Source organism: Streptomyces sp. S.PNR 29 (assembly GCF_030386795.1).
GTDB lineage: Bacteria > Actinomycetota > Actinomycetes > Streptomycetales > Streptomycetaceae > Streptomyces.
Genome location: NZ_JANUQM010000001.1, coordinates 820,146 through 839,484 on the forward strand (window position 1 = coordinate 820,146; position 19,339 = coordinate 839,484).

The window sequence follows — 19,339 nt, forward strand, 5'->3', positions numbered from 1 at the left end:
CGAAGGGGGGTCTGGGGGCGCAGCCCCCAGCGGCGTCGGAGTCGGCGCAGGGCTCAGCGTTCGGCCCTGCGCGCCTCCCGTATCCTCCGCAGCCGGTTCACCGTCACCGGATCCGACGCCAGCGCCCGCGGGTCGTCCAGCAGCGCGTTGAGCAGCTGGTAGTACCGGACCGGCGCCAGGCCGAGCTCCTCCCGTATCGCCCGCTCCTTCGCGCCGGGCCCGGGAAAGCCACGGCGTTCCAGCGCGAGGATGTCCAGTTCCCTGCGGCCGAGCGGCTCCTGTTCCATGCCCGGCACGGTAACGCCGGGCACTGACAGTGAGCACTCCCCGCCTACTCCCCGCTCTCGGCCCGCGTCGCCGTCGTCTGGATCTGCGACAGCACCGCCGAGGGGTTGCCACCAGGGGCGACGGCCTGGCCGATCCGCTTCTTGATGTCCGCGCTGACCTCGGCCCAGGAGGTCTTGCCGACCGGGTAGAGCTCGGACAGGACCAGCTCCTTGAGGAAGGGCCGGAGGTCCTTGTCCTCCGCCGCCGTGCTCATGGCCTCGGACGCGGAGCTGGTGACCGGCAGCAGGTCGTACTCGCGGGAGAAGGCGAGGACGTTCTTGTCGCTGTAGACGAAGTCGAGGAAGTCACCGACCTCCTCCCGGTGGCCGTTCTTCTTGAAGGCCGTCATCCAGTCGGCGACACCCAGCGTGGACTTGCTCTCGCCGCCCTTTCCGGGTGTCGGCACCATGCCGAACTTCACACCCTTCTTGGCGGCGATCTTCATCAGCGAGGGGTGGCCGTTGAGCATGCCGACGTCACCGTTCGCGAACGCGGCGAAGGCGTCGGCCCGGTTGAGCTCGGCGGGGGCGACGGGACCCGTGAGGTCCTTGTCGACCAGCTCGTTCTTGAGCCAGGTGAAGGTCTCGACGTTCTCCGGGGAGTCGATGCCGTAGGTGCCGACGGTGTCGGTGTAGCCGCCCCCGCCGCTCAGCATCCACTGCATGGTCTCGGCCTGCGCCTCCTCGGGCCCGAGGGGCAGGGCGTACGGGTACTTCACGCCCTCCGCCTTGAGCGCCTCCGCGTCCGCGGCGAGATCCGCCCAGGACGTGGGCGGGGTGATGCCCGCCTTGGCGAAGAGGCTCTTGTTGTAGAAGAGAACGCGCGTAGACGACGCGAAAGGCATGCCGTACTGCACGCCGTGCACCTCCCCGGCGGCGGCGAGCTGCGAGACGAAGCCGGCCTGGACGGGTATGGAGAGCACGTCGTCGGCCCGGTAGAGCAGGTCCTTGGCCGCGTAGTCGCTGTAGGCGCCGATCTGCGCCATGTCCGGCGGATCGCCGGCGTCGACCATCTCTCTGACCTTGCGGTCGATGTCGTTCCACGAGTAGACCGTGACGTCGATCTTCACGCCGGGGTGCTCGGCCTCGTACTCCTCGACCAGGTCGTCCCAGTACCTCTGGGAGCTGTTGGCCTTGCTGTCGCCGTAGTCGGCGGCGACCAGCTTCAGGGTCACCTCGCTGGAGGCGCCGGTGACGCCGCAGCCGCCGAGGACCGCCGTCATGCCCAGTGCGGACACCACCGCGATCGTTCCTGTCCTGCGCCGCTGCACTGATCCTGCCCCAAACTTTTCGCGAAACTTTCGAATCGTCAGACATAACTGACGACCCATAAGGTCTACACCACGCGAATGGACTAGACCTCTCGCGGGTCCTCGGGCCACACTGTCCTCGTGAGACATGTCATCGCCCTCGACGTGGGCGGCACCGGGATGAAGGCCGCCCTGGCAGGGGCGAACGGCGAGCTGATCCACCAGACCCGCCGGGCCACCGGGCGCGAGCGCGGACCCGAGGCCGTCGTCGAGGGCATCCTCGACTTCGCCGCCGAGCTGCGCGCGTACGGCCTCGACCGCTTCGGCGAGCCGGCCGCCGCCGCCGGTGTCGCGGTCCCCGGCATCGTCGACGAGACGCGCGGTGTCGCCGTCTACGCGGCCAACCTGGGCTGGCGGGACGTACCCCTGCGCGAGCTGCTGGCCGAACGGCTCGGCGGCCTCCCCGTCGCCCTCGGCCACGACGTCCGCACCGGCGGGCTCGCCGAGGGCCGGATCGGGGCGGGGCAGGGCACCGACCGGTTCCTGTTCGTGGCGCTGGGCACCGGTATCGCGGGCGCCATCGGCGTCGACGGCCGGGTGGAGGCGGGCGCCCACGGCTTCGCGGGCGAGATCGGTCACATCGTCGTACGCCCCGGGGGGACCCCGTGTCCGTGCGGGCAGCGCGGCTGCCTGGAACGGTTCGCGTCCGCGGCGGCGGTGAGCGAGGCGTGGGCGCACGCGTGCGGGGACGCCCGGGCGGACGCGGCGGACTGCGCGAAGGCCGTCGAGTCCGGGGACGTACGGGCCCGGAAGGTCTGGCAGGAGGCCGTGGACGCGCTCGCCGACGGGCTGGTCACCGCGCTCACCCTGCTGGACCCGCGCACCCTGATCATCGGTGGCGGGCTCGCCGAGGCCGGGGAAACCCTGTTCACACCGCTGCGGGAGGCCGTCCGGCGGCGCGTCACCTTCCAGAGGCTGCCGTCCCTCGCCCCCGCCGCCCTGGGCGACACCGCCGGATGCCTGGGTGCCGGGCTGCTGGCCTGGGATCTCCTCGACTCCACCGACCGTACGGAGGTAGCCACCTGATGGCCGCTAGCAAGGTTCTCGCCGGTGCCCGGGTGGTGCTGCCCACCGGGATCGTGGACGACGGCCGCGTGATCGTGCGGGGCACGCGGATCGCCGACGCGGCCCCGGTGGACGCGGAGACCGTCGACGTCACCGGTCACTGGGTGGTCCCCGGCTTCGTCGACCTCCACAACCACGGCGGCGGCGGCGCCTCCTTCACCTCCGGCACGGCCGAGGAGGTCCTCAAGGGCGTCCACACCCACCGTCTGCACGGCACGACGACGCTCGTCGCCTCCACCGTCACCGAGGAGATGGACACCCTCGCCCAGCGGGCCGGGCTGCTGTCCGAGCTCGCCGAGCAGGGCGAGATCGCGGGCATCCACTTCGAGGGGCCCTTCATCTCGCCGTGCCGCAAGGGCGCGCACTCCGAGGCGCTGCTGCGCCACCCCGAGCCGGCGGAGGTCCGCAAACTGGTCGACGCGGCCCGCGGCCAGGCCAGGATGGTCACCCTCGCCACCGAACTCCCCGGCGGCCTGGACTCCGTACGCCTCCTCGCCGACCACGGCGTTCTCGCCGCGATCGGACACACCGACGCCTCCTACGAGCAGACCGTCGAGGCCATCGACGCGGGCGCCACCGTGGCGACCCACCTGTTCAACGCGATGCCCCCGCTCGGCCACCGCACGCCCGGCCCCATCGCGGCGCTGCTGGAGGACGAGCGGATCACCGTCGAGCTGATCAACGACGGCACCCATCTGCACCCCGCCGCCCTGGAGCTGGCGTTCCACCACGCGGGCGCCGACCGCGTGGCGTTCATCACGGACGCGATGGACGCGGCCGGGTTCGGGGACGGCGTCTACGGGCTGGGCCCGCTGAGGGTCGAGGTGCGCGACGGCGTGGCCCGGGTGGCCGGTGAGGGCTCCATCGCCGGCTCCACCCTCACCCTGGACCGCGCCTTCAAGCGGGCGGTGACCGTCGACAAGCTGCCCGTGGAGGACGTGGTCGCGGCCCTCTCCGCCAACCCGGCCAGGCTGCTGGGGCTGCAGGACCGGGTGGGCTCCCTGGAGCCCGGCAAGGACGCCGACCTGGTGCTTCTGGACGCCGCCTTCGACCTGAAGGGTGTGATGCGCCGGGGCGCATGGGTGGTTGAGCCCCAACTGGACCGATCCGTCCGGTAGTCGGGAGACGGTGGCCGATCCGACGACTGGGCGGGCCGCCGTCTCTTTGGCATGATCGAGCCTCCGGAACGTCGGACAAGCGTATTCATCGGGGGAGGTCGGCCCGGGTGATCCTCACGGTCACGCTGAACACCGCTCTCGACATCACCTATCGCGTACGGGCACTCAGGCCGCACGCCTCCCACCGGATCTCCGAGGTGACGGAACGGCCGGGCGGGAAGGGCGTCAATGTGGCCCGCGTCCTCGCGGCCCTCGGCCACGAGGTGACGGTCACCGGCTTCGCAGGCGGAGCCACGGGACGGGTGGTGCGGGAGGGGCTCGCCGCAGCCCGGGGGATCACCGACGCGCTCGTGCCGGTGGCCGGCGCGACCCGCCGCACCATCGCCGTCGTCGACGCGCGGACCGGCGACACCACCCAGCTCAACGAACCCGGCCCTGCCGTCTCGCCCGCCGAGTGGTCCGCCTTCCAGGAGGCGTACGAGGGCCTGCTCGCCTCCGCCTCCGCGGTGGCCCTGTGCGGCAGCCTGCCCCCGGGGGTGCCCGTGGGCGCGTACGCCGGGCTGGTGCGCACCGCCCGGGCGGCGGGCGTGCCGGTACTGCTGGACACCAGCGGCGAACCGTTGCGGCGCGGGGTCGCCGCCCGGCCGGACATCGTCAAGCCGAACGCCGAGGAACTGGCCGAGCTCACCGGCTCGCACGAGCCGCTGAGGGCCACGCAGGACGCCCGTCGGCGCGGCGCCCGGGCCGTCGTCGCCTCCCTCGGCACGGAGGGACTGCTCGCGGTGACCGCTGAGGGCCGCTGGCGCGCGGCCCCGCCGTCCCGTGTCCACGGCAACCCGGCCGGCGCCGGCGACTCGGTGGTCGCGGGCCTGCTGTCGGGCCTGGTGGAACGGCTGCCCTGGCCGGACCGGCTGACCCGCGCGGTCTCCCTGTCGGCGGCGACGGTGCTGGCGCCGACAGCGGGCGAGTTCGACCGGGGGGCCTACGAGGACCTGCTGGGGCGGGTAGCGGTGACGGCGGAGGTCAGCGCGGCGTAACGCCCTTTTGCTGTGTTCTCGACTGCTTCTCAGCCCGACCGGCCAGGGATCAGCTCCCGACCCAGCCCTTCGCCAGCCACATCCGGTCGAGCAGCGCGTCGCACTGGTTGCCCTGCTCGCAGGAGAGCTTGATGGTGTTCGTGCCCTTGTTCAGCTGCACGTAGTTGTAGGTCTTCGTCCAGCCCTTGGTGTAGTCGCCCTCGGGTGCGCCGGTCCAGTTCTTCAGGTCGACCGGTGTCTTGGAGGGCGTTCCGTTCACCGTGAGCGTGGCGGTGCCGTCCTTTCCGGGGACGCTGTAGCCGACGTACACGGTGTACTTGCCGGTCTTGGGAATGCCGTTGACGGTCCACGTGACCGAAGCGCCGACCGTGTTGAAGCCCGTCACATAGACCCCGCCGTCCGCCTGGGCGCCCTTGACGTCCGACGCCGTGGCGGCCCCGCCGTCCAGCCGCATCGCCTTCGCGTCGGTCTTCGGCAGCTCCACATCGCTGGCCGCCGCACTGTTGCTGGCCGACGGGCTCGGCTCGCCGCTCTGCTCGGCGGACGGGGCGGTGGACGCCTGGTTGCCGGCGTTGTCGTTCTTGGAGTCGTCGCCGCTCATCATGGCCACGCCGATACCGACGACGACCGCGGCGACCACCGCCACCGCGCCGATCAGCAGGCCCTTGGTGTTGGGCCCGCGGCCACGGCCGCCGTCGCCCGGCACCGACTGCTGCTGGGTCGTGGGGGCGCCGCCCGGGAACGTCTCCGGCGCGGCGTAGTGCGCGTTCGGCCGGCCCTGCTGCTGCGGGGCCTGGGCGTACGGGGCGGTCTGGCCGGCGGCCTGCGGCTGCTGGCCGTACTGCCGGGTACCGACGGTCCGCACCCGGTTCACCGAGTTCGGGTAGCCGTAACCACCGGATGGCGGCTGGGCTCCGTTGGCCTGCCCGTCGGCGTACAGGTAGCCGAACGGGTCGTCGTCCTCGGGCGTGCTCGCGCCGTTGTTGCCGGGCGTCATCCCTAGGTCTCCTCAACAGGTGCGGTGCGGATGCGGTACGGGTGGTGAGATGAGCGAGCCTACCCGCTCCAGCTGGCCCAAACGGGTGACTCACACCGCATCAGCCCACTGACCTGGGGGTCACCCGGCGCGTCGATGCTGTTTGGGACGAGATCGTTTCTCGACGTACATCCGCTCGTCAGCGGATTTCAACACCTCGTCCGCCGTCATGCCGCAGTGTGCCCAGCCGATGCCGAAGCTGGCGCCGACCCGTACGGCGCGGCCCTCGGCGCGGATCGGCTGGATGATCTCGTTGCGCAGGCGTACGGCGAGGTCCTGGGCGTCGGCGCGGCCGAGGCCGTCGGCGAGGATGACGAACTCGTCGCCGCCGAGCCGGGCGACGGTGTCGCCGTCCCGGACGCCGTTGCTGAGGCGGCGGGCGACCTCGATGAGGACCGCGTCACCGGCGTTGTGCCCGAACCGGTCGTTGATCGACTTGAAGCCGTCGAGGTCGCAGAAGAGCACCGCGAGCCCCTTGGTGCCGTCGTCGCGGTCGTCGGGCGGCGCGACGGTGTGCACATGGTGGTCGTATGTGTCGAACATCTCGGTGCCGGGCCGGAAGTCGAAGCCGTGGCCGGCCACGTCGAAGGCGGGGTGGCCGTAGGCCGCGTCCACCGAGTCGGCCGAGTCGAGCACGGCGGGGTGCGGCGACTGGGGGCGCTGGCACAGGCGTGCGGAGAGGCGGGAGCGCAGCTCGGCGGAGTTGGGCAGGCCGGTGAGGGAGTCGTGCGAGGCACGGTGGGCGAGCTGCAGCTCGCGGCGCTTGCGCTCCTCGATGTCCTCGACGTGGGTGAGCAGGAAGCGGGGCCCGTCGGCGGCGTCGGCGACGACGGAGTTGCGCAGGGAGACCCAGACGTAGGTGCCGTCGCGGCGGCCGAGGCGGAGCTCCGCGCGGCCGCCCTCCGCCGAGGTGCGCAGCAGGGTGCCTATGTCCTCGGGGTGGACCAGGTCGGAGAAGGAGTAGCGGCGCATCACGGAGGCGGGGCGGCCGAGCAGGCGGCACAGGGCGTCGTTGGTGCGCAGGATCCGGCCGTGCTGGTCGCCGCCCATCTCGGCGATGGCCATGCCGGAGGGGGCGTACTCGAAGGCCTGCCTGAAGCTTTCCTCGCTCGCCCTGAGGGCCTGCTGCTCACGCTCCAGGCGGACCAAGGCGCGCTGCATGTTGGCGCGCAGGCGGGCGTTGCTGATCGCGATCGCGGCCTGGAAGGCGTACATCTGCAGCGCCTCGCGCCCCCACGCGCCGGGGCGCCGGCCGTTGCGCGGGCGGTCCACGGAGAGCACGCCGATCAGCTCGCCGGACGAGCCGCCGCCCTGCGCGCCGGGCGCGAACATCGGGGCGAAGAGCCGGTCGGAGGGGTGCCACTCGTCCTCGAAGCGGGGCGCGGGACCGTCGGTGTACCACTGCGGGACGTCGTCGTCGTCGAGGATCCAGCCCTCGGTGTGGGGTATGAACACCAGGTCGCCCCAGTGCTCGCCCATGGTCAGGCGCCGGTCCCAGGACTCGCGGGAGCCGACCCGGCCGGTGATGAGCGCCTCGGCGGCGGGGTTGCCGGCGAAGGCGGCGACGACGAGGTCGCCGTCGGGGCGTACGAGGTTCACACATGCCAGCTCGTACCCGAGGGCGCTCACGACGCCGTCGGCGACGGTCTGCAGTGTGTCCGCCAGACTACGAGCCGTGTTCATGTCCGCCATGACCTGGTGCAGTTGCCGCAGGGACGCAAGGCGGACGTACGGCTCCGACTCGGCCTCCATGCTCGCCCTCCCCCCGAGACCTCGCAGCGAATCAAGGGTTCTCTTCGGCGGTATCGTCGTTGCAGCTTCCCAGCCACTGAATCACAGCGCGCTGCCCACTCGGTACACAGGGTCAACAATTCTCGCCCCTTGTGACTCAAGTCACAGGGAAAGATGAACAATTGAGTGAGGTTTCTGCGTTTTTCCTGTGCGTTTACCGAACGCAATTCGTGGAGACTACGCCACGAGTCCTAGGTCCGCTCTCGGACCGGGGTCCGATGCGCCGCACACGGCGTGGCGACTAGCGTTTCCGGCGTGCCGAACACTCCCTCCGCCACGTCCCCGGTGATCCCGTCGCCCGCCTCCGGGCATGCTGGGGAGGTGAGCAACGACGAGTTCCGCGCCGCCATGTCCCGGCTGGCCTCGGGCGTGGTCCTGGTGACCGCGCAGGAGCCGCCGCTGGACCCGGACGACCCCCGGGCGCCGGCCGGCGAGGACGTCGGCATGACGGCCACCGCGTTCATCTCGGTCTCCCTGGACCCGCCGCTGGTGCTGGTCAGCCTGCGCGAGGGCTCCCGCATGGACGACCTGCTCGCCGAGCAGCCCCTGTGGGCGGTCTCCGTCCTCTCCGAGAGCCAGCGGCACATCGCGGGCCGCTTCGCCATGAAGGGCCGCATCAGCGACCGCCTGCTGTTCGAGGACATCGCGTACGTCCGGGGTGAGCATTCCCGGGCGCCCCTGGTGGGCGGCGCCCTCGCGACCCTGGAGTGCCGGACCGAGCAGCGGGTGCCGGCCGGCGACCACACGCTGGTGATCGGCCGGGTCCTCACGGCCCGGGTGCCGAGCGCGGACGGGGGGCCGCTGACGTACTTCCGCGGGCGGTACCGGCAGCTGGGCTGAGACGCGAAATTTTCGCTGGCCCGGCAGTGACCGGCCCGCCTAGGGTGCGCGCATGACGATCACCGGCCTCCGCCTGGAGGAGATCACCCCCCAGAACCTCGACGCCGCCCTCGCCGTCCGGGTCCGCCCCGACCAGGAGCACGCCGTCTCGCCGGTGGTCAAGTCGCTGGCGGAGGCGTACGTCCATCCCGGCGTGGCCTGGCCGCGTCTGATCGTCGACGGCGACCGCCCGGTCGGCTTCCTCATGGCCTTCTTCGGCATCGACTGGCACCAGGACGGCACCCTGTTCCGCTCCGGCCTGTGGCGGCTGAACATCGACGCCGGGGTGCAGGGCCGGGGGTACGGCCGCTTCGCCGTGGAGTCCGTGGCCGCCGAGATCCGCCGCCGGGGCGGCGAGCAGTTCTACGTCACCTGGCACCCCGGTCCGACCGGCCCGGGCGCCTTCTACCTGGGCCTCGGCTTCCGGACGACCGGCGAGACCAGCGGCGGCCAGACGGTAGGGGTGCTTGAGCTGTCCTAGGCCGTGTCCGCAAAGTCCCTCCTGCCCCGCGACGCCTGGCACGCACTCTCGCCGCACCGGGCGCAGACCCAAGTACGTCCAGTACGAGGGGCTGCACCCGGCACGCCGAGAGCACGCACCAGACGCCGCAGGGCCCGCCCTCCGGGCGGACGGAGGGACTTTGCGGACACGACCTAGAGGGGCGGGCGGGCGAATGGACCCGGATCGACGATCGTGTGCGAACGCGAAGGCCGACTCAGCCCCAGTCCCGTCCGGTCCTCCCCCGCTTGATCTCGGCGCGCTGCTTCTTCTGCCGCAGCCGGCGCTCGTTGATCCCCCGGGGGATCCGGGTCGGCTTGCGCGGCCTGGGCGGGGGTGCGGTCGCCTCGGCGAGGAGCGCGGCCAGGCGTACGGCGGCGGCCTCGCGGTTGCGCCACTGGGAGCGGTGCTCGGAGGAGCGGACGGTGACGACGCCGTCGACGAGGCGCCCGGCCAGCCGCTCCAGCGCCCGCCGCTTCCACACCTCGGGAAGCGCTTCGGTGCGGGACAGGTCGAAGCTCAGCTCCACCTGGGTGTCGCTGGTGTTGACGTGCTGTCCGCCGGGCCCCGACGACCGCGAGAAACGCCACATGAGCTCGGCCTCGGGAAGCGAGACGGAGCCACGGATGACATAGGGACCGGACATGCCGTCCATGTTCCCGGTTCCGCCCGGTCCACGTCACTCGAATATCCCGGTAAAGAAAGTAAAGCGACCTGGAACCCCGCGTCCCCCTCTCGACGTTGATAGGGGTAGCTGTAGCTTCTTGCGGCACGAACCGCACGGAATATTGCGTACGTAACGAGGGAAGGACTCCCAACAATGGCTGTAAGCCTGTCCAAGGGCGGCAACGTCTCGCTCACCAAGGAAGCTCCGGGCCTGACCGCCGTCACCGTGGGCCTCGGCTGGGACGTCCGTACCACCACTGGTACCGACTTCGACCTCGACGCGTCCGCGATCGCGGTCAACGGCCAGGGCAAGGTGTACTCCGACGCCCACTTCGTCTTCTTCAACAACAAGCAGACCCCGGACAACACCATCGTCCACACCGGCGACAACCGCACCGGCGAGGGCGCCGGCGACGACGAGGCCATCAACGTCAACCTCGCCGCCCTCCCGGCCGACATCGACAAGGTCGTCTTCCCGGTCTCCATCTACGACGCGGAGAACCGCGGCCAGAACTTCGGCCAGGTCCGCAACGCCTACATCCGCATCATCAACCAGGCCGGCGGCGCCGAGATCGCCCGCTACGACCTGTCGGAGGACGCGGCCACGGAGACGGCCATGGTCTTCGGCGAGCTCTACCGCAACGGCGCCGAGTGGAAGTTCCGCGCGGTCGGCCAGGGCTACGCCTCGGGCCTGGTGGGCATCGCCCAGGACTTCGGGGTGAACGTCTGACGGACACCGCGGACACCGCGGACACCGCCGGTCTCCAGGACCCCGACCGGGTCCTGGAGACCGACCGGCGTCATGTCCCTCGGGGCGGCCGTCGGCGAACCTGAACCGGAGTCTCCGGACACCGGAGTTCCCGGCATGCCCCGCGATAGGTTGCCCAGCGTGATCCTCGACCGCCTGCCCCGTAGCATCCCGCCGCCGCTGCTCACCGAACTCACCGCGGTCTACGCCTCCAACCGCGACTTCCACGCCCTCAGCGGCGACTTCCCGGACCCGGACGACATCCGCCCGGAACAGGTGGCGGCCGCGCTGGCCGGCGAGCTGAGCAACCCGGACGTGGAGGTGCTGCTCGCCCGCTGCGAGGGCCGCCTGGTCGGGACCGCGATCACCCTCGCCCACCACCCCGACCCGGCCGACCCCGACCCGTGGATCGGCCTGCTGATGGTGGACGCGACCGTGCAACGGCAGGGACACGGCCGCCGGTTGGCTTCCCTCGTCGAGGACCGCTTCCGCACGGCGGGCCGCCCCGCCGTACGCCTGGCCGTCCTCGACAACAACCCCAAGGGCCTGGCCTTCTGGACGACCCTCGGCTACGGGATCATCGACCACCGCAGGGACCGCCAGCTCGGCCGCCCGTGCGCGGTGTTGCGCAAGGAGCTGTGAGGGCACCCGTCCGGTCCTGGCGGGCGGGCTTCCCGTCCCCGTACAGCCACTCCTCCCAGATCCGCCCGAAGTCCACGCCGGGCGCCTTCCTCTCGACGTAGGCCGTGAAGTCGCCGGTGTCCGCGTTCCCATGGCGGTGGGCGGACGCCCAGCCGCGCAGGATGCCGAAGAAACGGTCGTCGCCGACCGTCTGCCGGATCCTGTGCAGGACCATCGCGCCCCGGTCGTACACCGAGCGGCCGGAGATATGGGCGGCGTCGGACGGGCTCGCGGGCGGGAACGCCCAGAGCACCTCGGAGTTCTCGTCGTAGAGCGCGTCGAAGGTCTGCTGGGCGGTGTCGCCGCCGTGGTCCTCCCGCCACAGCCACTCCGCGTACGTGGCGAAGCCCTCGTTCAGCCACATGTCGCGCCAGGTCTTCGGGGTGACGGAGTTGCCGTACCACTGGTGGGCGAGCTCGTGCACGAGGGTCTCGGCGTCGGGGGCGCCGGGGAAGACGGGCCGGTTCTGGGTCTCCAGGGCGTACGCCGCGTCGTACTCGCGGTCGACGATCGCGCCCGTGGAGGAGAAGGGGTACGGGCCGAAGACGCCCTCCGCCCACTGGACGACCTCGGGGATCCTCACCAGTACGGCCCGGCTCTCCTCCGCCTGCTCCGGGTCGACGGCGACGTACACGGGCAGGCCGCCTCCGGTGGTGGAACGGCTGACGGTGTAGTCGCCGATCGCGACGGTGGCGAGGTAGCTCGCCATGGGCTCGGTGGTGCGCCAACGGAAGGTCGTACGCCCGCCCTTGGACGTCTCACTCGCCAACTCCCCGTTCGACACGGCCCGCAGCCCCTCGGGCACGGTGACGGCGAGGTCGTACGACGCCTTGTCGGAGGGGTGGTGGTTGCCGGGGAACCACGCCATGGACCCCGTCGGCTCACCGAGCGCCAGCGCCCCGTCGGCGGTGCGCAGCCAGCCCTCCTGCGAGCCGTCCGGGTCGGTGATGGTCACCGGGGTCCCGGAGTAGCGGACGGTCACGTGGAAGGTGTCGCCGTCGTCGAGTTCGCCGGGCGGGCGGACGGTCAGCTCCTGCCCGGCACGGTTCCAGCGGGCACCGCGGCCGTCCACGGTCACCTGCTCCACCCGCAGGCCCCTGAGGTCGAGGTCGAATGCGGAGAGGTCCTGGGTGGCGCGGGCCGTGATCGTCGCCGTGCCGGTGAGGTGGTGGGTGCCGGGTACGTAGGCGAGGTCCAGGGCGTAGTGGGTGACGTCGTACCCCCCGTTGCCCGCCTTCGGGAAGTACGGGTCGCGCACACCGGACCCGCCGGGGGTGCCCTCGACACCCCCGCCGCACGCGGTCAGGGCGAGGAGGACCGCCACGGCGGAGGGGACAACAGTCGCACAACGGGACACGTCATCGATCCTAGAAGGGCGTGACACCATCACATGCGTGCTCGACATCGGCTACGCCCTCTCCAACCGCTTCCCGGACCCCCCGCAGACCGACTACCGCCGCGCGGACGTCCACGCCCTGCGCCACGACCTGTTCTGCGGTGACGTCTACCTCGCCGACACCGAGACGGACCGGGAGATCTCCACAGCCTGGGGATGGGTGCCGGTCCTCGACTTCGCCTGGGCCCTGTGCGACATCGCCGAGCGCCTCGACCGCGACCCGGCGGGGTCCCGCGCCGCCCGCCCCCAGCACGCCGAACTGGACTTCACCGAGTCCACCGACCGCCTGCTCTTCGAGCGCCGCTTCGGCTGGGTCGACATCGAGGCGGAGTGGCTGCCGCCGGCCGAACCGCCCCTGACCTTCTCCCACTCCGCACTGCGCCGCGAGGCCCGGGACTTCCTGCACGACCTGATCGCCGACCTGGTCGACCTGCACGAGGACCTGGGGGAGAACCCGGCGATCTGGGGGTTGCAGGCGCGGTTCCCGCGGGTGGCGTGACGCGAGAACCGGCGGCCTAAGGGATCCTTTCACTATGCCCGTCCGGGTCGCGCAGCCGGCGCGCGATCTCCACGCGCTCCTCGCTCAGCGGCTCCCCGTCCTCGATCTGCCACAGGCAGTCCTGCAGGACACGGCCGAGCGTCCAGGCGCGGGCCCGGGCGCGGTCGAGCCCGAGGACGTCCGTCATGGCGTCGAAGCGCCACCGGATCTCGTCGGGGTCGAAGCGGTTGTACAGGGCGGGGAGCAGTTCGAAACCGGGGTCGCCGGCGAGCGGCTTGGGGTCGATGGCGAGCCAGGGGGCGCGGTCGGAGGCGAGGACGTTCTCGTAGTGGAGGTCCCAGTGGAGCAGGCGGTCGCCGGGTTCGCCGGCCACTTCCCGCAGGGCGGCCGCGCAGTCCGCGACCAGGCGGCGGGCCTCCGGGTCCGGGATCCCGGGCAGGGCCTTCGGCGTGTCGTCCAGCATCGCCCGGGCGATGTCGCCCAGGCGGCGCATGTCCGCCGGCGCCGGGGTGGCGGTGAGGTGGGCGAGCAGGCGGGCGATGACGAGGGCGGCCGCACGGGAGTCGGCGACGTGCGAGAGCATCCGGGTGGAGTCGAGGCGCTCCAGCAGCAGCGTGCCGGTGGGCTCGTCGTGGTCGAGGAGGCGAACCGCCCCGTCGCCGTCCCACAGACGCAGAGCGACCGGCTCGCCCACGCTCTCCTCGTCGAGGAGCTGCAGCTTCAGCACGGCCGGGGTGCCGTCGGCGCGACGCACCACCGGCACGATCAGCGCGGACACACCGGACATCGACGGTCCGTCGGGCCGTAGCCCCCAGCGGTCGAGGAACCCGGCCGCGAGCTCCGGCAGGCGGGCGATGAAGGAGCGGCCCGCTTCGCCGTTGTACCTCGCCTGCGACGCGGCCAACTCGTCCGGCACATCGATCATCTTTCCGACCATACTGTCGGACGTGAGGCGGGTCATGCGGTTCACGCCGGACCGGCGAGGCCTGGGACGGCGCGCGCTGCTCTACGCCCGCAGCGCCCCCGGCACGTACGTCTGGCTCGGGATGCTGTTCATCACGACGGTGGCCGTGCACACCATGTCACCGGAGTTAGAGCGGGAGTTCCTGCGGGAGAGGTCGACGAACATCCAGGGCCTGTCGGAGCACCCCCTGCGGGTACTGCTGGCGAGCGCGCTGCTGGTCGACGGCGGGTACTGGCTGCCGTACCTCCTGCTCTACAGCGTCTTCCACGCCCCCGCGGAGCGCTGGCTGGGGACACTGCGCTGGCTGACCGTGTGCGTCCTGGCGCATGTGCTGGCCACGCTGATCAGCGAGGGCGCGGTCCTGGTGGCACTGTGGGAGGGGCGGGCGCCCTCGTCGACGGTGAACACCCTCGACATCGGGGTGAGTTACGCGCTCGCCGGGATCGTCGGCGTGCTGGTGTACCGCGTCCCGAGGCGGTGGCGGTACGGATACCTGGCGCTCGTGCTGCTCTTCTACGGGGCCGCGCTCGCCGTCGGGCGGACGTTCACCGACCTCGGGCACCTCGTCGCGCTGCTGATCGGACTCGCCTGTCACCCGCTGACCCGGGGCCGTGATCCGGGCCGCGCGAGACCACGGAATCCGAAGGAGACACCGGCTGCCCGCAACGGTTGACGTTCCCGGCCATGAGCAGCTCGACCAGCGGTGTCGTGAACGGCGGCATCTCCTTCTGGTACGCGGACGACGGACTTCCGGCGGTACGGGAGCCGCTCGCCGGGGACACGTCCGCCGATGTGGTGATCGTCGGAGGCGGGTACACGGGACTGTGGACCGCCTACTACCTGAAGAAGGCGGCGCACGAACAGCGCGGAGTCCTCGAAACTGGCGCGGATCGCCGACCGGGTGGCCGGGCGGCACTGAGGCAGGTTCCGCCCCCGGATACTCACGAGTGCGCTGTCACACCCGTGTGCGAATATCGCCCCAACGACCACTGATCCTGGGGGGATTCCGTGTCCGACGACGACTCCTGTCCGTCGGCGAGACGGGGGCGGGCGGCCGGATTTCCGGCCGTGTTCGCCGCTGTCGTCTCGCTGTTCGCCTCACTGCTGACCCTGACCGGGGCGAGCCCCGCCCTCGCCGACGGCGACGCGTGCGCGCCGCTCACGCTCGCGTCCTTCGGCGATCCGGGGGACGCGGTCACCAAGACCACCGTCCCGGCCCAGAGCAGCACCTGCTTCACCCTGACCGCTCCCGCGGCCGGCCTGTACCTGGTGACGCCGGACCACACCGACCTGTACGCGCGGATGTACGCCGCCGACGGCACCGAAGTCGACTGCTACGAGGAGCGGTTCTCCCAGGAGGGCCAGTGCCAGGTGCCCGCCGCGGGCACCTACACCCTCAAGGTCGTCAACGACGGCTGGGGCGACGGGGAGACCTCCTTCACCGTCGTCCCGCTCGGCCCGGACACACCGGGCTGCTTCGACTCCGCCGGCACGAGCTGGGACCTGGCCGCGGTGAGCCGGACCTCGGTGAGCGAACTGGAGATCGACTGCCAGAAGTTCGAGGGCAAGCCGGGCGAACGCGTCCGCCTCACCCACGGAACCAAGGTCTACGGCGACACCCTGGCGTGGATCACCGACGACAGCGGCGCCTGGATCTGCCCGCGCATCACCGAGGACGACGAGGACACCCGCAGCTGCGTGCTCCCCGGTGACGGCCCCTACCGCGTGCTGTCCAAGGTGACGTACGCCGGGAGCGGCCACCCCGCCGAGTACGCGGTCACGGTGCGGTCGCTGTCGGACCCCCGGGGCTGCCGCACCGCGTCCGTACGCCCCTTCGGACCGCTGAAGGGCCTGGACTTCGGCACCAACCCCTGCTTCACCTTCACCGTCGACAAGGCGGGCCCGCACCTCGTCCACTCCCTCGACGACTACTCCGCGAGCCCGGTCCGCGTGTACGACACCGACGGGAAGATCGCCTGCCGCGAGAGCGACCCGTGCCGCCTGCCGGCCGCGGGCACGTACACCGCCGTCCTCGACGGCACCCATCCCTTCCGCGCCGCGGAAGACGACCCGGACGACCTCCTCGTCCTCGACCGCGCCTCCGACGCCGGCTGCGTCACCACCGAAACCGGCGTGTACAAGGGGGAGTTGAGCACGGTCGGGCAGTACGACTGCCTGACGCTGGACGTCCCGCAGGGCGCCCACATCGCCGCACTCACCCCCATCGCCCCCACCGGCGTGGACACCGAGCTCGCCGTCTACGACCGCGACGGCCTGGCCCAGTGCAACGCGACGGAGCTGGCCGACGGCGACTGCGCACTGACCGGTCAGGCCCCCTACCGGGCGCTGGTCCACACCGACGACGTCGGCGACAGCGCGACGGGCCCCTACACGATCGCCTTCCACCGCACCGACGCCGCGAACAACTGCCCGCCCCTGCCCTCCGGCAGCTACACCGCCGACGGTGCCAGGGCCACCCTGACCACCGGCGACGGAGTCTTCTCACGGTGCCTGAGCATCCCCGCCGACGCCCACACGGACGCGGAGGTCCTCCAGCTGACCGCCACCTCCGGCGGCGTACCGGCGAAGTTCTCCGTGCTCGACGCCACCGGCAAGAAGGTCTGCGACCGCACCTCCACCCTCAACGGGTGGGCGTACTGCGCGCTGACCCCGGGCCAGGCCCACACCGTGCTGGTCACCGGCCGCGACCTGCCCGCCACCTACACCCTGACCCGGCGTGACGTTACCGCCACCGCCACCTCGGCGGGCTGCGCCAGGACCGCCGCGACCAAGGTCGGCGGCCCGTCCCTGACCGGCGCGTACGGCGAGCCCGGCACCCTGACCTGCCACCAGGTCACCACCGACGCCACCACCGACGTCCTGCACCTCGACGTCCGCGACGCACTGGGCACCGCCAACATCATCGCCTTCGGCAGTGACGGCACCGCCGAATGCTCCTTCCGCAACCGCTCCTGCGCGGTCACCGGATCCACCACCCACCAGGTCCTCGTGCAGACCCCGGCCACGCTGAAGGCCGCACCCGCGTACCACCTCGACGCCCTGCGCATCGCGACCGCGGACGGACCGGCACCGGAGTGCGCCAAGGTCCCGTCGGTGTCGTACGGCTACGGGCCCGTCACCGGCACCCTCGACGAGCAGCACACCGCGGTGTGCGCGGTGCTGCCGACGGCCGGGTACGACCGCTTCGACCTCGACGTCGAGGACACCACCGGCGCCACCACGACCGCGGTGCCCGCGCTCTACAACGCCAAGTGGGACAACGGCTGCACGTGGACGACATCCGGCTACCAGTGTGCGGCCGGCGGCTCGACCACCGGGCCGGCCCCGACGCTGTTCCTGCTCGGTCTGCCGGAGAAGGCCTCCGCCACCTCCTACAGCGCCAAGCTGACCTGCTTCTCCACGCCGTGCGGCCCGGACCGGGTCGGCGTCACCGCCGTCAGTCCCGGCACCGGAGTCGCCGGCGGCAAGGTCACCCTCACGGTCACCGGCACCGCGCTGCCCGCGAACGCCACGGTGCGCCTGAGCCAGAGCGGCAAGACCCTGACCGCCACGACCGAGTCGGTCTCGGCGGACAACCGGACGCTGACCGCGACCCTCGACCTGACGGACGCGGCCCCCGGCACCTGGAACGTCAGCGTGTTCGCGGGCGGCTGGGAGTTCCAGCGCGGCACCTTCACCGTCACCGAGCCCCAGCTGAAGAACACGGCCGCCCCCAAGGTGACCGGCACGGCCAAGGTCGGAGCCAAGGTCACGGCAGCGCCGGGCAGCTGGTCGGCCGCCCCGACCTCCTACACGTACCAGTGGAAGGCCGACGGCAAGGCGATCTCCGGAGCGACCTCGGCCTCGTACACCATCCCCGCGTCGGTCGTCGGCAAGAAGCTCACCGTGACCGTCACGGCGGTCAAGGGCGGCTGGCAGAGCGGCACGGCGACCTCGGCGGCCGTGACCGTCGCCAAGGGCGACGCGCCCAAGTCGACCGGACTGCCCGTGATCAGCGGCACGGCCAAGGTCGGGAAGACGCTCAGGACGACCAACGGGACATGGAGCCCGGCGGCGACGTCGTACTCGTACCAGTGGTACGCGAACGGCAAGGCGATCAGCGGGGCGACGAAGTCCTCGGTGGTGCTGAAGTCGGCGCAGAAAGGCAAGAAGATCACCGTGAAGGTGACCGCACACCGCACCGGCCACAAGGACGGGTCGGCGGTGAGCAAGGCGACCGGCACGGTCAAGAGCTGACGTGCCGCAGCTGAGAGCGCAGTGAGAGCACCAGGGGGGCGGCCGGTCGGCCGCCCCCCTGGTGCTCATGGCTCCAGCACCACCTTCCCGATCGTCCCCCGCGTCTCCAGCGCCCGGTGCGCGGCCGCCGCCTCCGCGAGCGGGAAACGCTGCACAGCGGGGACGAGACGGCCCTCGGCGGCCTCAGCGAGGGCACGCAGTTCCAGAGTCCGTACAGGATGGTCACCACCGGCCTTCTGCATCATCACCGGGCCCAGAACCTGCTCGGACACCCCCTCGACGAGGTAGGGGCTGCCGTCACGAATCCCCTCACCGGACCAGCCGAAGACGACATGCCTGCCACCGGGCCCGAGCAGGGCGACGGCCTCACGGGCGACCTCGCCCCCGACGCCGTCGAAGACGACGGTCGCGGTACGGCCGCCCAGCTGGGCGCGCACCTTCCCCGCCCACTCCGGATCCCGGTAGTCGACGGCGAGATCGGCACCGTTCGCCGCGACACGGGCCACCTTCTCCGGGCCGCCCGCGAGGCCGATGACCGTGGCGCCGGCGTTCTTCGCGTACTGCACGAGCAGCGTGCCGATACCGCCGGCCGCCGCCGGAACAACGGCCACGGAACCGGGGCCCAGCTCGGCGAACTGCACAATCCCCATCGCCGTACGCCCCGTACCGATCATGGCGACGGCCTCGGCGAAGTCCAGGTTCGCCGGCACCTCGTGGACGCGATCGACATCGGTGACGGCGAGCTCGGCGTAACCACCGGGCGCGAACCCGAGGTGGGCGACGACCCGCCTGCCCAGCCAGACGTCCGCGACACCCGCACCGAGCGACTCGACGACACCCGCGACCTCACGGCCCGGAACGGTCGGCAGCGACGGCAACTCGGGCAGCGGGCCCTGTATGCCCTCCCGCAGGGCGGTGTCCAGAAGATGAACCCCCGCCGCACGGACAGCGATACGAACCTGCCCCGGGCCCGGCCGAGGATCCTCCACCCGCTCGAAGGTGAGGTTCTCGGCCGGGCCGAAGCTGTGAAGACGGACAGCGTGCATGTGGATCCCCCTGTGGACGTA

At 71.7% G+C, this 19,339-nt stretch carries 19 protein-coding genes; 11 read left to right on the plus strand and 8 right to left on the minus strand.

What is annotated here, in order from left to right; genetic code table 11:
- Window positions 1–53: 53 nt before the first annotated feature.
- Entirely contained in the window at window positions 54–287 is a 234-nt protein-coding gene (locus NW895_RS03965; RefSeq protein ID WP_289933710.1) for a DUF3263 domain-containing protein, read from the minus strand.
- A 44-nt stretch (window positions 288–331) separates the two neighbouring features.
- Window positions 332–1,597, minus strand: a complete 1,266-nt coding sequence (locus tag NW895_RS03970; protein ID WP_289933711.1) for an extracellular solute-binding protein — start codon at window positions 1,595–1,597, stop codon at window positions 332–334.
- Window positions 1,598–1,717: 120 nt separating this feature from the next.
- Between NW895_RS03970 and NW895_RS03975 the strand changes: the two genes are divergently transcribed.
- The 3 genes from NW895_RS03975 to NW895_RS03985 all read left to right on the plus strand — a co-directional run bounded on the left by NW895_RS03975 (window position 1,718) and on the right by NW895_RS03985 (window position 4,856).
- Window positions 1,718–2,662 carry an ROK family protein gene (locus NW895_RS03975; RefSeq protein WP_289933712.1) on the plus strand — a complete coding sequence of 315 codons (945 nt, stop codon included), beginning with the start codon at window positions 1,718–1,720 and terminating at the stop codon, window positions 2,660–2,662.
- Window positions 2,662–3,819 (plus strand): N-acetylglucosamine-6-phosphate deacetylase, encoded by a 1,158-nt coding sequence (gene nagA, locus NW895_RS03980; RefSeq protein ID WP_289933713.1) that lies wholly within the window; start codon window positions 2,662–2,664, stop codon window positions 3,817–3,819. The genes NW895_RS03975 and nagA overlap by 1 nt, the downstream gene beginning before the upstream one ends.
- A gap of 107 nt (window positions 3,820–3,926) precedes the next feature.
- Window positions 3,927–4,856, plus strand: a complete 930-nt coding sequence (locus NW895_RS03985; protein ID WP_289933714.1) for a 1-phosphofructokinase family hexose kinase — start codon at window positions 3,927–3,929, stop codon at window positions 4,854–4,856.
- 49 nt (window positions 4,857–4,905) lie between these two features.
- Here the strand turns inward: NW895_RS03985 and NW895_RS03990 are convergent, their stop codons facing one another.
- Both NW895_RS03990 and cdgB read right to left on the minus strand, forming a co-directional pair.
- Window positions 4,906–5,853, minus strand: a complete 948-nt coding sequence (locus NW895_RS03990) for a carbohydrate-binding protein (protein ID WP_289933715.1) — start codon at window positions 5,851–5,853, stop codon at window positions 4,906–4,908.
- A 120-nt stretch (window positions 5,854–5,973) separates the two neighbouring features.
- The gene (gene cdgB, locus NW895_RS03995; protein ID WP_289933717.1) at window positions 5,974–7,644 is read right to left on the minus strand and encodes a diguanylate cyclase CdgB; all 1,671 of its coding nucleotides are present in this window, start codon (window positions 7,642–7,644) and stop codon (window positions 5,974–5,976) included.
- A gap of 294 nt (window positions 7,645–7,938) precedes the next feature.
- Here cdgB and NW895_RS04000 point away from each other — a divergent pair, with 294 nt between their 5' ends.
- Together NW895_RS04000 and NW895_RS04005 are read left to right on the plus strand one after the other, a co-directional pair.
- Entirely contained in the window at window positions 7,939–8,523 is a 585-nt protein-coding gene (locus NW895_RS04000; RefSeq protein ID WP_289933719.1) for a flavin reductase family protein, read from the plus strand.
- Window positions 8,524–8,575: 52 nt separating this feature from the next.
- Window positions 8,576–9,043: a GNAT family N-acetyltransferase gene (locus tag NW895_RS04005; protein WP_289933720.1), complete on the plus strand. Its 468-nt coding sequence runs from the start codon at window positions 8,576–8,578 to the stop codon at window positions 9,041–9,043.
- 235 nt (window positions 9,044–9,278) lie between these two features.
- Here NW895_RS04005 and arfB read toward each other — a convergent pair whose 3' ends face one another.
- A complete protein-coding gene (gene arfB, locus NW895_RS04010) occupies window positions 9,279–9,716 on the minus strand; it encodes an alternative ribosome rescue aminoacyl-tRNA hydrolase ArfB (protein ID WP_289933722.1) in 438 nt (145 codons plus the stop codon).
- Window positions 9,717–9,881: 165 nt separating this feature from the next.
- On the opposite strand from arfB, the gene NW895_RS04015 reads away from it, so the two are divergent.
- Window positions 9,882–10,457, plus strand: a complete 576-nt coding sequence (locus NW895_RS04015) for a TerD family protein (RefSeq protein ID WP_289933723.1) — start codon at window positions 9,882–9,884, stop codon at window positions 10,455–10,457.
- Window positions 10,458–10,616: 159 nt separating this feature from the next.
- Window positions 10,617–11,117, plus strand: a complete 501-nt coding sequence (locus tag NW895_RS04020) for a GNAT family N-acetyltransferase (protein ID WP_289933724.1) — start codon at window positions 10,617–10,619, stop codon at window positions 11,115–11,117.
- Here NW895_RS04020 and NW895_RS04025 read toward each other — a convergent pair.
- The gene (locus NW895_RS04025) at window positions 11,053–12,543 is read right to left on the minus strand and encodes a M1 family metallopeptidase (RefSeq protein ID WP_289933954.1); all 1,491 of its coding nucleotides are present in this window, start codon (window positions 12,541–12,543) and stop codon (window positions 11,053–11,055) included. The genes NW895_RS04020 and NW895_RS04025 overlap by 65 nt on opposite strands.
- A 7-nt stretch (window positions 12,544–12,550) precedes the next feature.
- Between NW895_RS04025 and NW895_RS04030 the strand changes: the two genes are divergently transcribed.
- Window positions 12,551–13,051, plus strand: coding sequence for a hypothetical protein (locus NW895_RS04030; RefSeq protein ID WP_289933725.1), 501 nt, complete (start codon window positions 12,551–12,553; stop codon window positions 13,049–13,051).
- Between the two features lie 16 nt (window positions 13,052–13,067).
- Here the strand turns inward: NW895_RS04030 and NW895_RS04035 are convergent, their stop codons facing one another.
- The gene (locus NW895_RS04035) at window positions 13,068–13,976 is read right to left on the minus strand and encodes an aminoglycoside phosphotransferase family protein (RefSeq protein WP_289933726.1); all 909 of its coding nucleotides are present in this window, start codon (window positions 13,974–13,976) and stop codon (window positions 13,068–13,070) included.
- A 34-nt stretch (window positions 13,977–14,010) separates the two neighbouring features.
- Here NW895_RS04035 and NW895_RS04040 point away from each other — a divergent pair, with 34 nt between their 5' ends.
- The 3 genes from NW895_RS04040 to NW895_RS04050 are packed head-to-tail and all read left to right on the plus strand — an operon-like array spanning window position 14,011 to window position 18,272.
- A complete protein-coding gene (locus tag NW895_RS04040) occupies window positions 14,011–14,688 on the plus strand; it encodes a rhomboid-like protein (RefSeq protein WP_289933956.1) in 678 nt (225 codons plus the stop codon).
- A gap of 11 nt (window positions 14,689–14,699) precedes the next feature.
- Window positions 14,700–15,008 carry an FAD-dependent oxidoreductase gene (locus NW895_RS04045; RefSeq protein WP_289933727.1) on the plus strand — a complete coding sequence of 103 codons (309 nt, stop codon included), beginning with the start codon at window positions 14,700–14,702 and terminating at the stop codon, window positions 15,006–15,008.
- 15 nt (window positions 15,009–15,023) lie between these two features.
- Window positions 15,024–18,272, plus strand: a complete 3,249-nt coding sequence (locus NW895_RS04050) for an IPT/TIG domain-containing protein (RefSeq protein ID WP_289933728.1) — start codon at window positions 15,024–15,026, stop codon at window positions 18,270–18,272.
- A 65-nt stretch (window positions 18,273–18,337) separates the two neighbouring features.
- Here the strand turns inward: NW895_RS04050 and NW895_RS04055 are convergent, their stop codons facing one another.
- Window positions 18,338–19,318, minus strand: a complete 981-nt coding sequence (locus NW895_RS04055; RefSeq protein ID WP_289933729.1) for a zinc-binding dehydrogenase — start codon at window positions 19,316–19,318, stop codon at window positions 18,338–18,340.
- Between the last annotated feature and the right edge of the window lie 21 nt (window positions 19,319–19,339).

Bases quoted from the DNA above. Each gene is read 5' to 3' on its own strand.
- NW895_RS04035 (WP_289933726.1), bottom strand. From the start codon at position 13,976: ATGATCGATGTGCCGGACGAGTTGGCCGCGTCGCAGGCGAGGTACAAC.
- NW895_RS04055 (WP_289933729.1), bottom strand. From the start codon at position 19,318: ATGCACGCTGTCCGTCTTCACAGCTTCGGCCCGGCCGAGAACCTCACC.
- NW895_RS03990 (WP_289933715.1), bottom strand. From the start codon at position 5,853: ATGACGCCCGGCAACAACGGCGCGAGCACGCCCGAGGACGACGACCCG.
- NW895_RS04015 (WP_289933723.1), top strand. From the start codon at position 9,882: ATGGCTGTAAGCCTGTCCAAGGGCGGCAACGTCTCGCTCACCAAGGAA.
- NW895_RS04045 (WP_289933727.1), top strand. From the start codon at position 14,700: ATGAGCAGCTCGACCAGCGGTGTCGTGAACGGCGGCATCTCCTTCTGG.
- nagA (WP_289933713.1), top strand. From the start codon at position 2,662: ATGGCCGCTAGCAAGGTTCTCGCCGGTGCCCGGGTGGTGCTGCCCACC.
- NW895_RS04025 (WP_289933954.1), bottom strand. From the start codon at position 12,543: ATGGTGTCACGCCCTTCTAGGATCGATGACGTGTCCCGTTGTGCGACT.
- arfB (WP_289933722.1), bottom strand. From the start codon at position 9,716: ATGGACGGCATGTCCGGTCCCTATGTCATCCGTGGCTCCGTCTCGCTT.
- NW895_RS03965 (WP_289933710.1), bottom strand. From the start codon at position 287: ATGGAACAGGAGCCGCTCGGCCGCAGGGAACTGGACATCCTCGCGCTG.
- NW895_RS04005 (WP_289933720.1), top strand. From the start codon at position 8,576: ATGACGATCACCGGCCTCCGCCTGGAGGAGATCACCCCCCAGAACCTC.
- NW895_RS04040 (WP_289933956.1), top strand. From the start codon at position 14,011: ATGCGGTTCACGCCGGACCGGCGAGGCCTGGGACGGCGCGCGCTGCTC.
- cdgB (WP_289933717.1), bottom strand. From the start codon at position 7,644: ATGGAGGCCGAGTCGGAGCCGTACGTCCGCCTTGCGTCCCTGCGGCAA.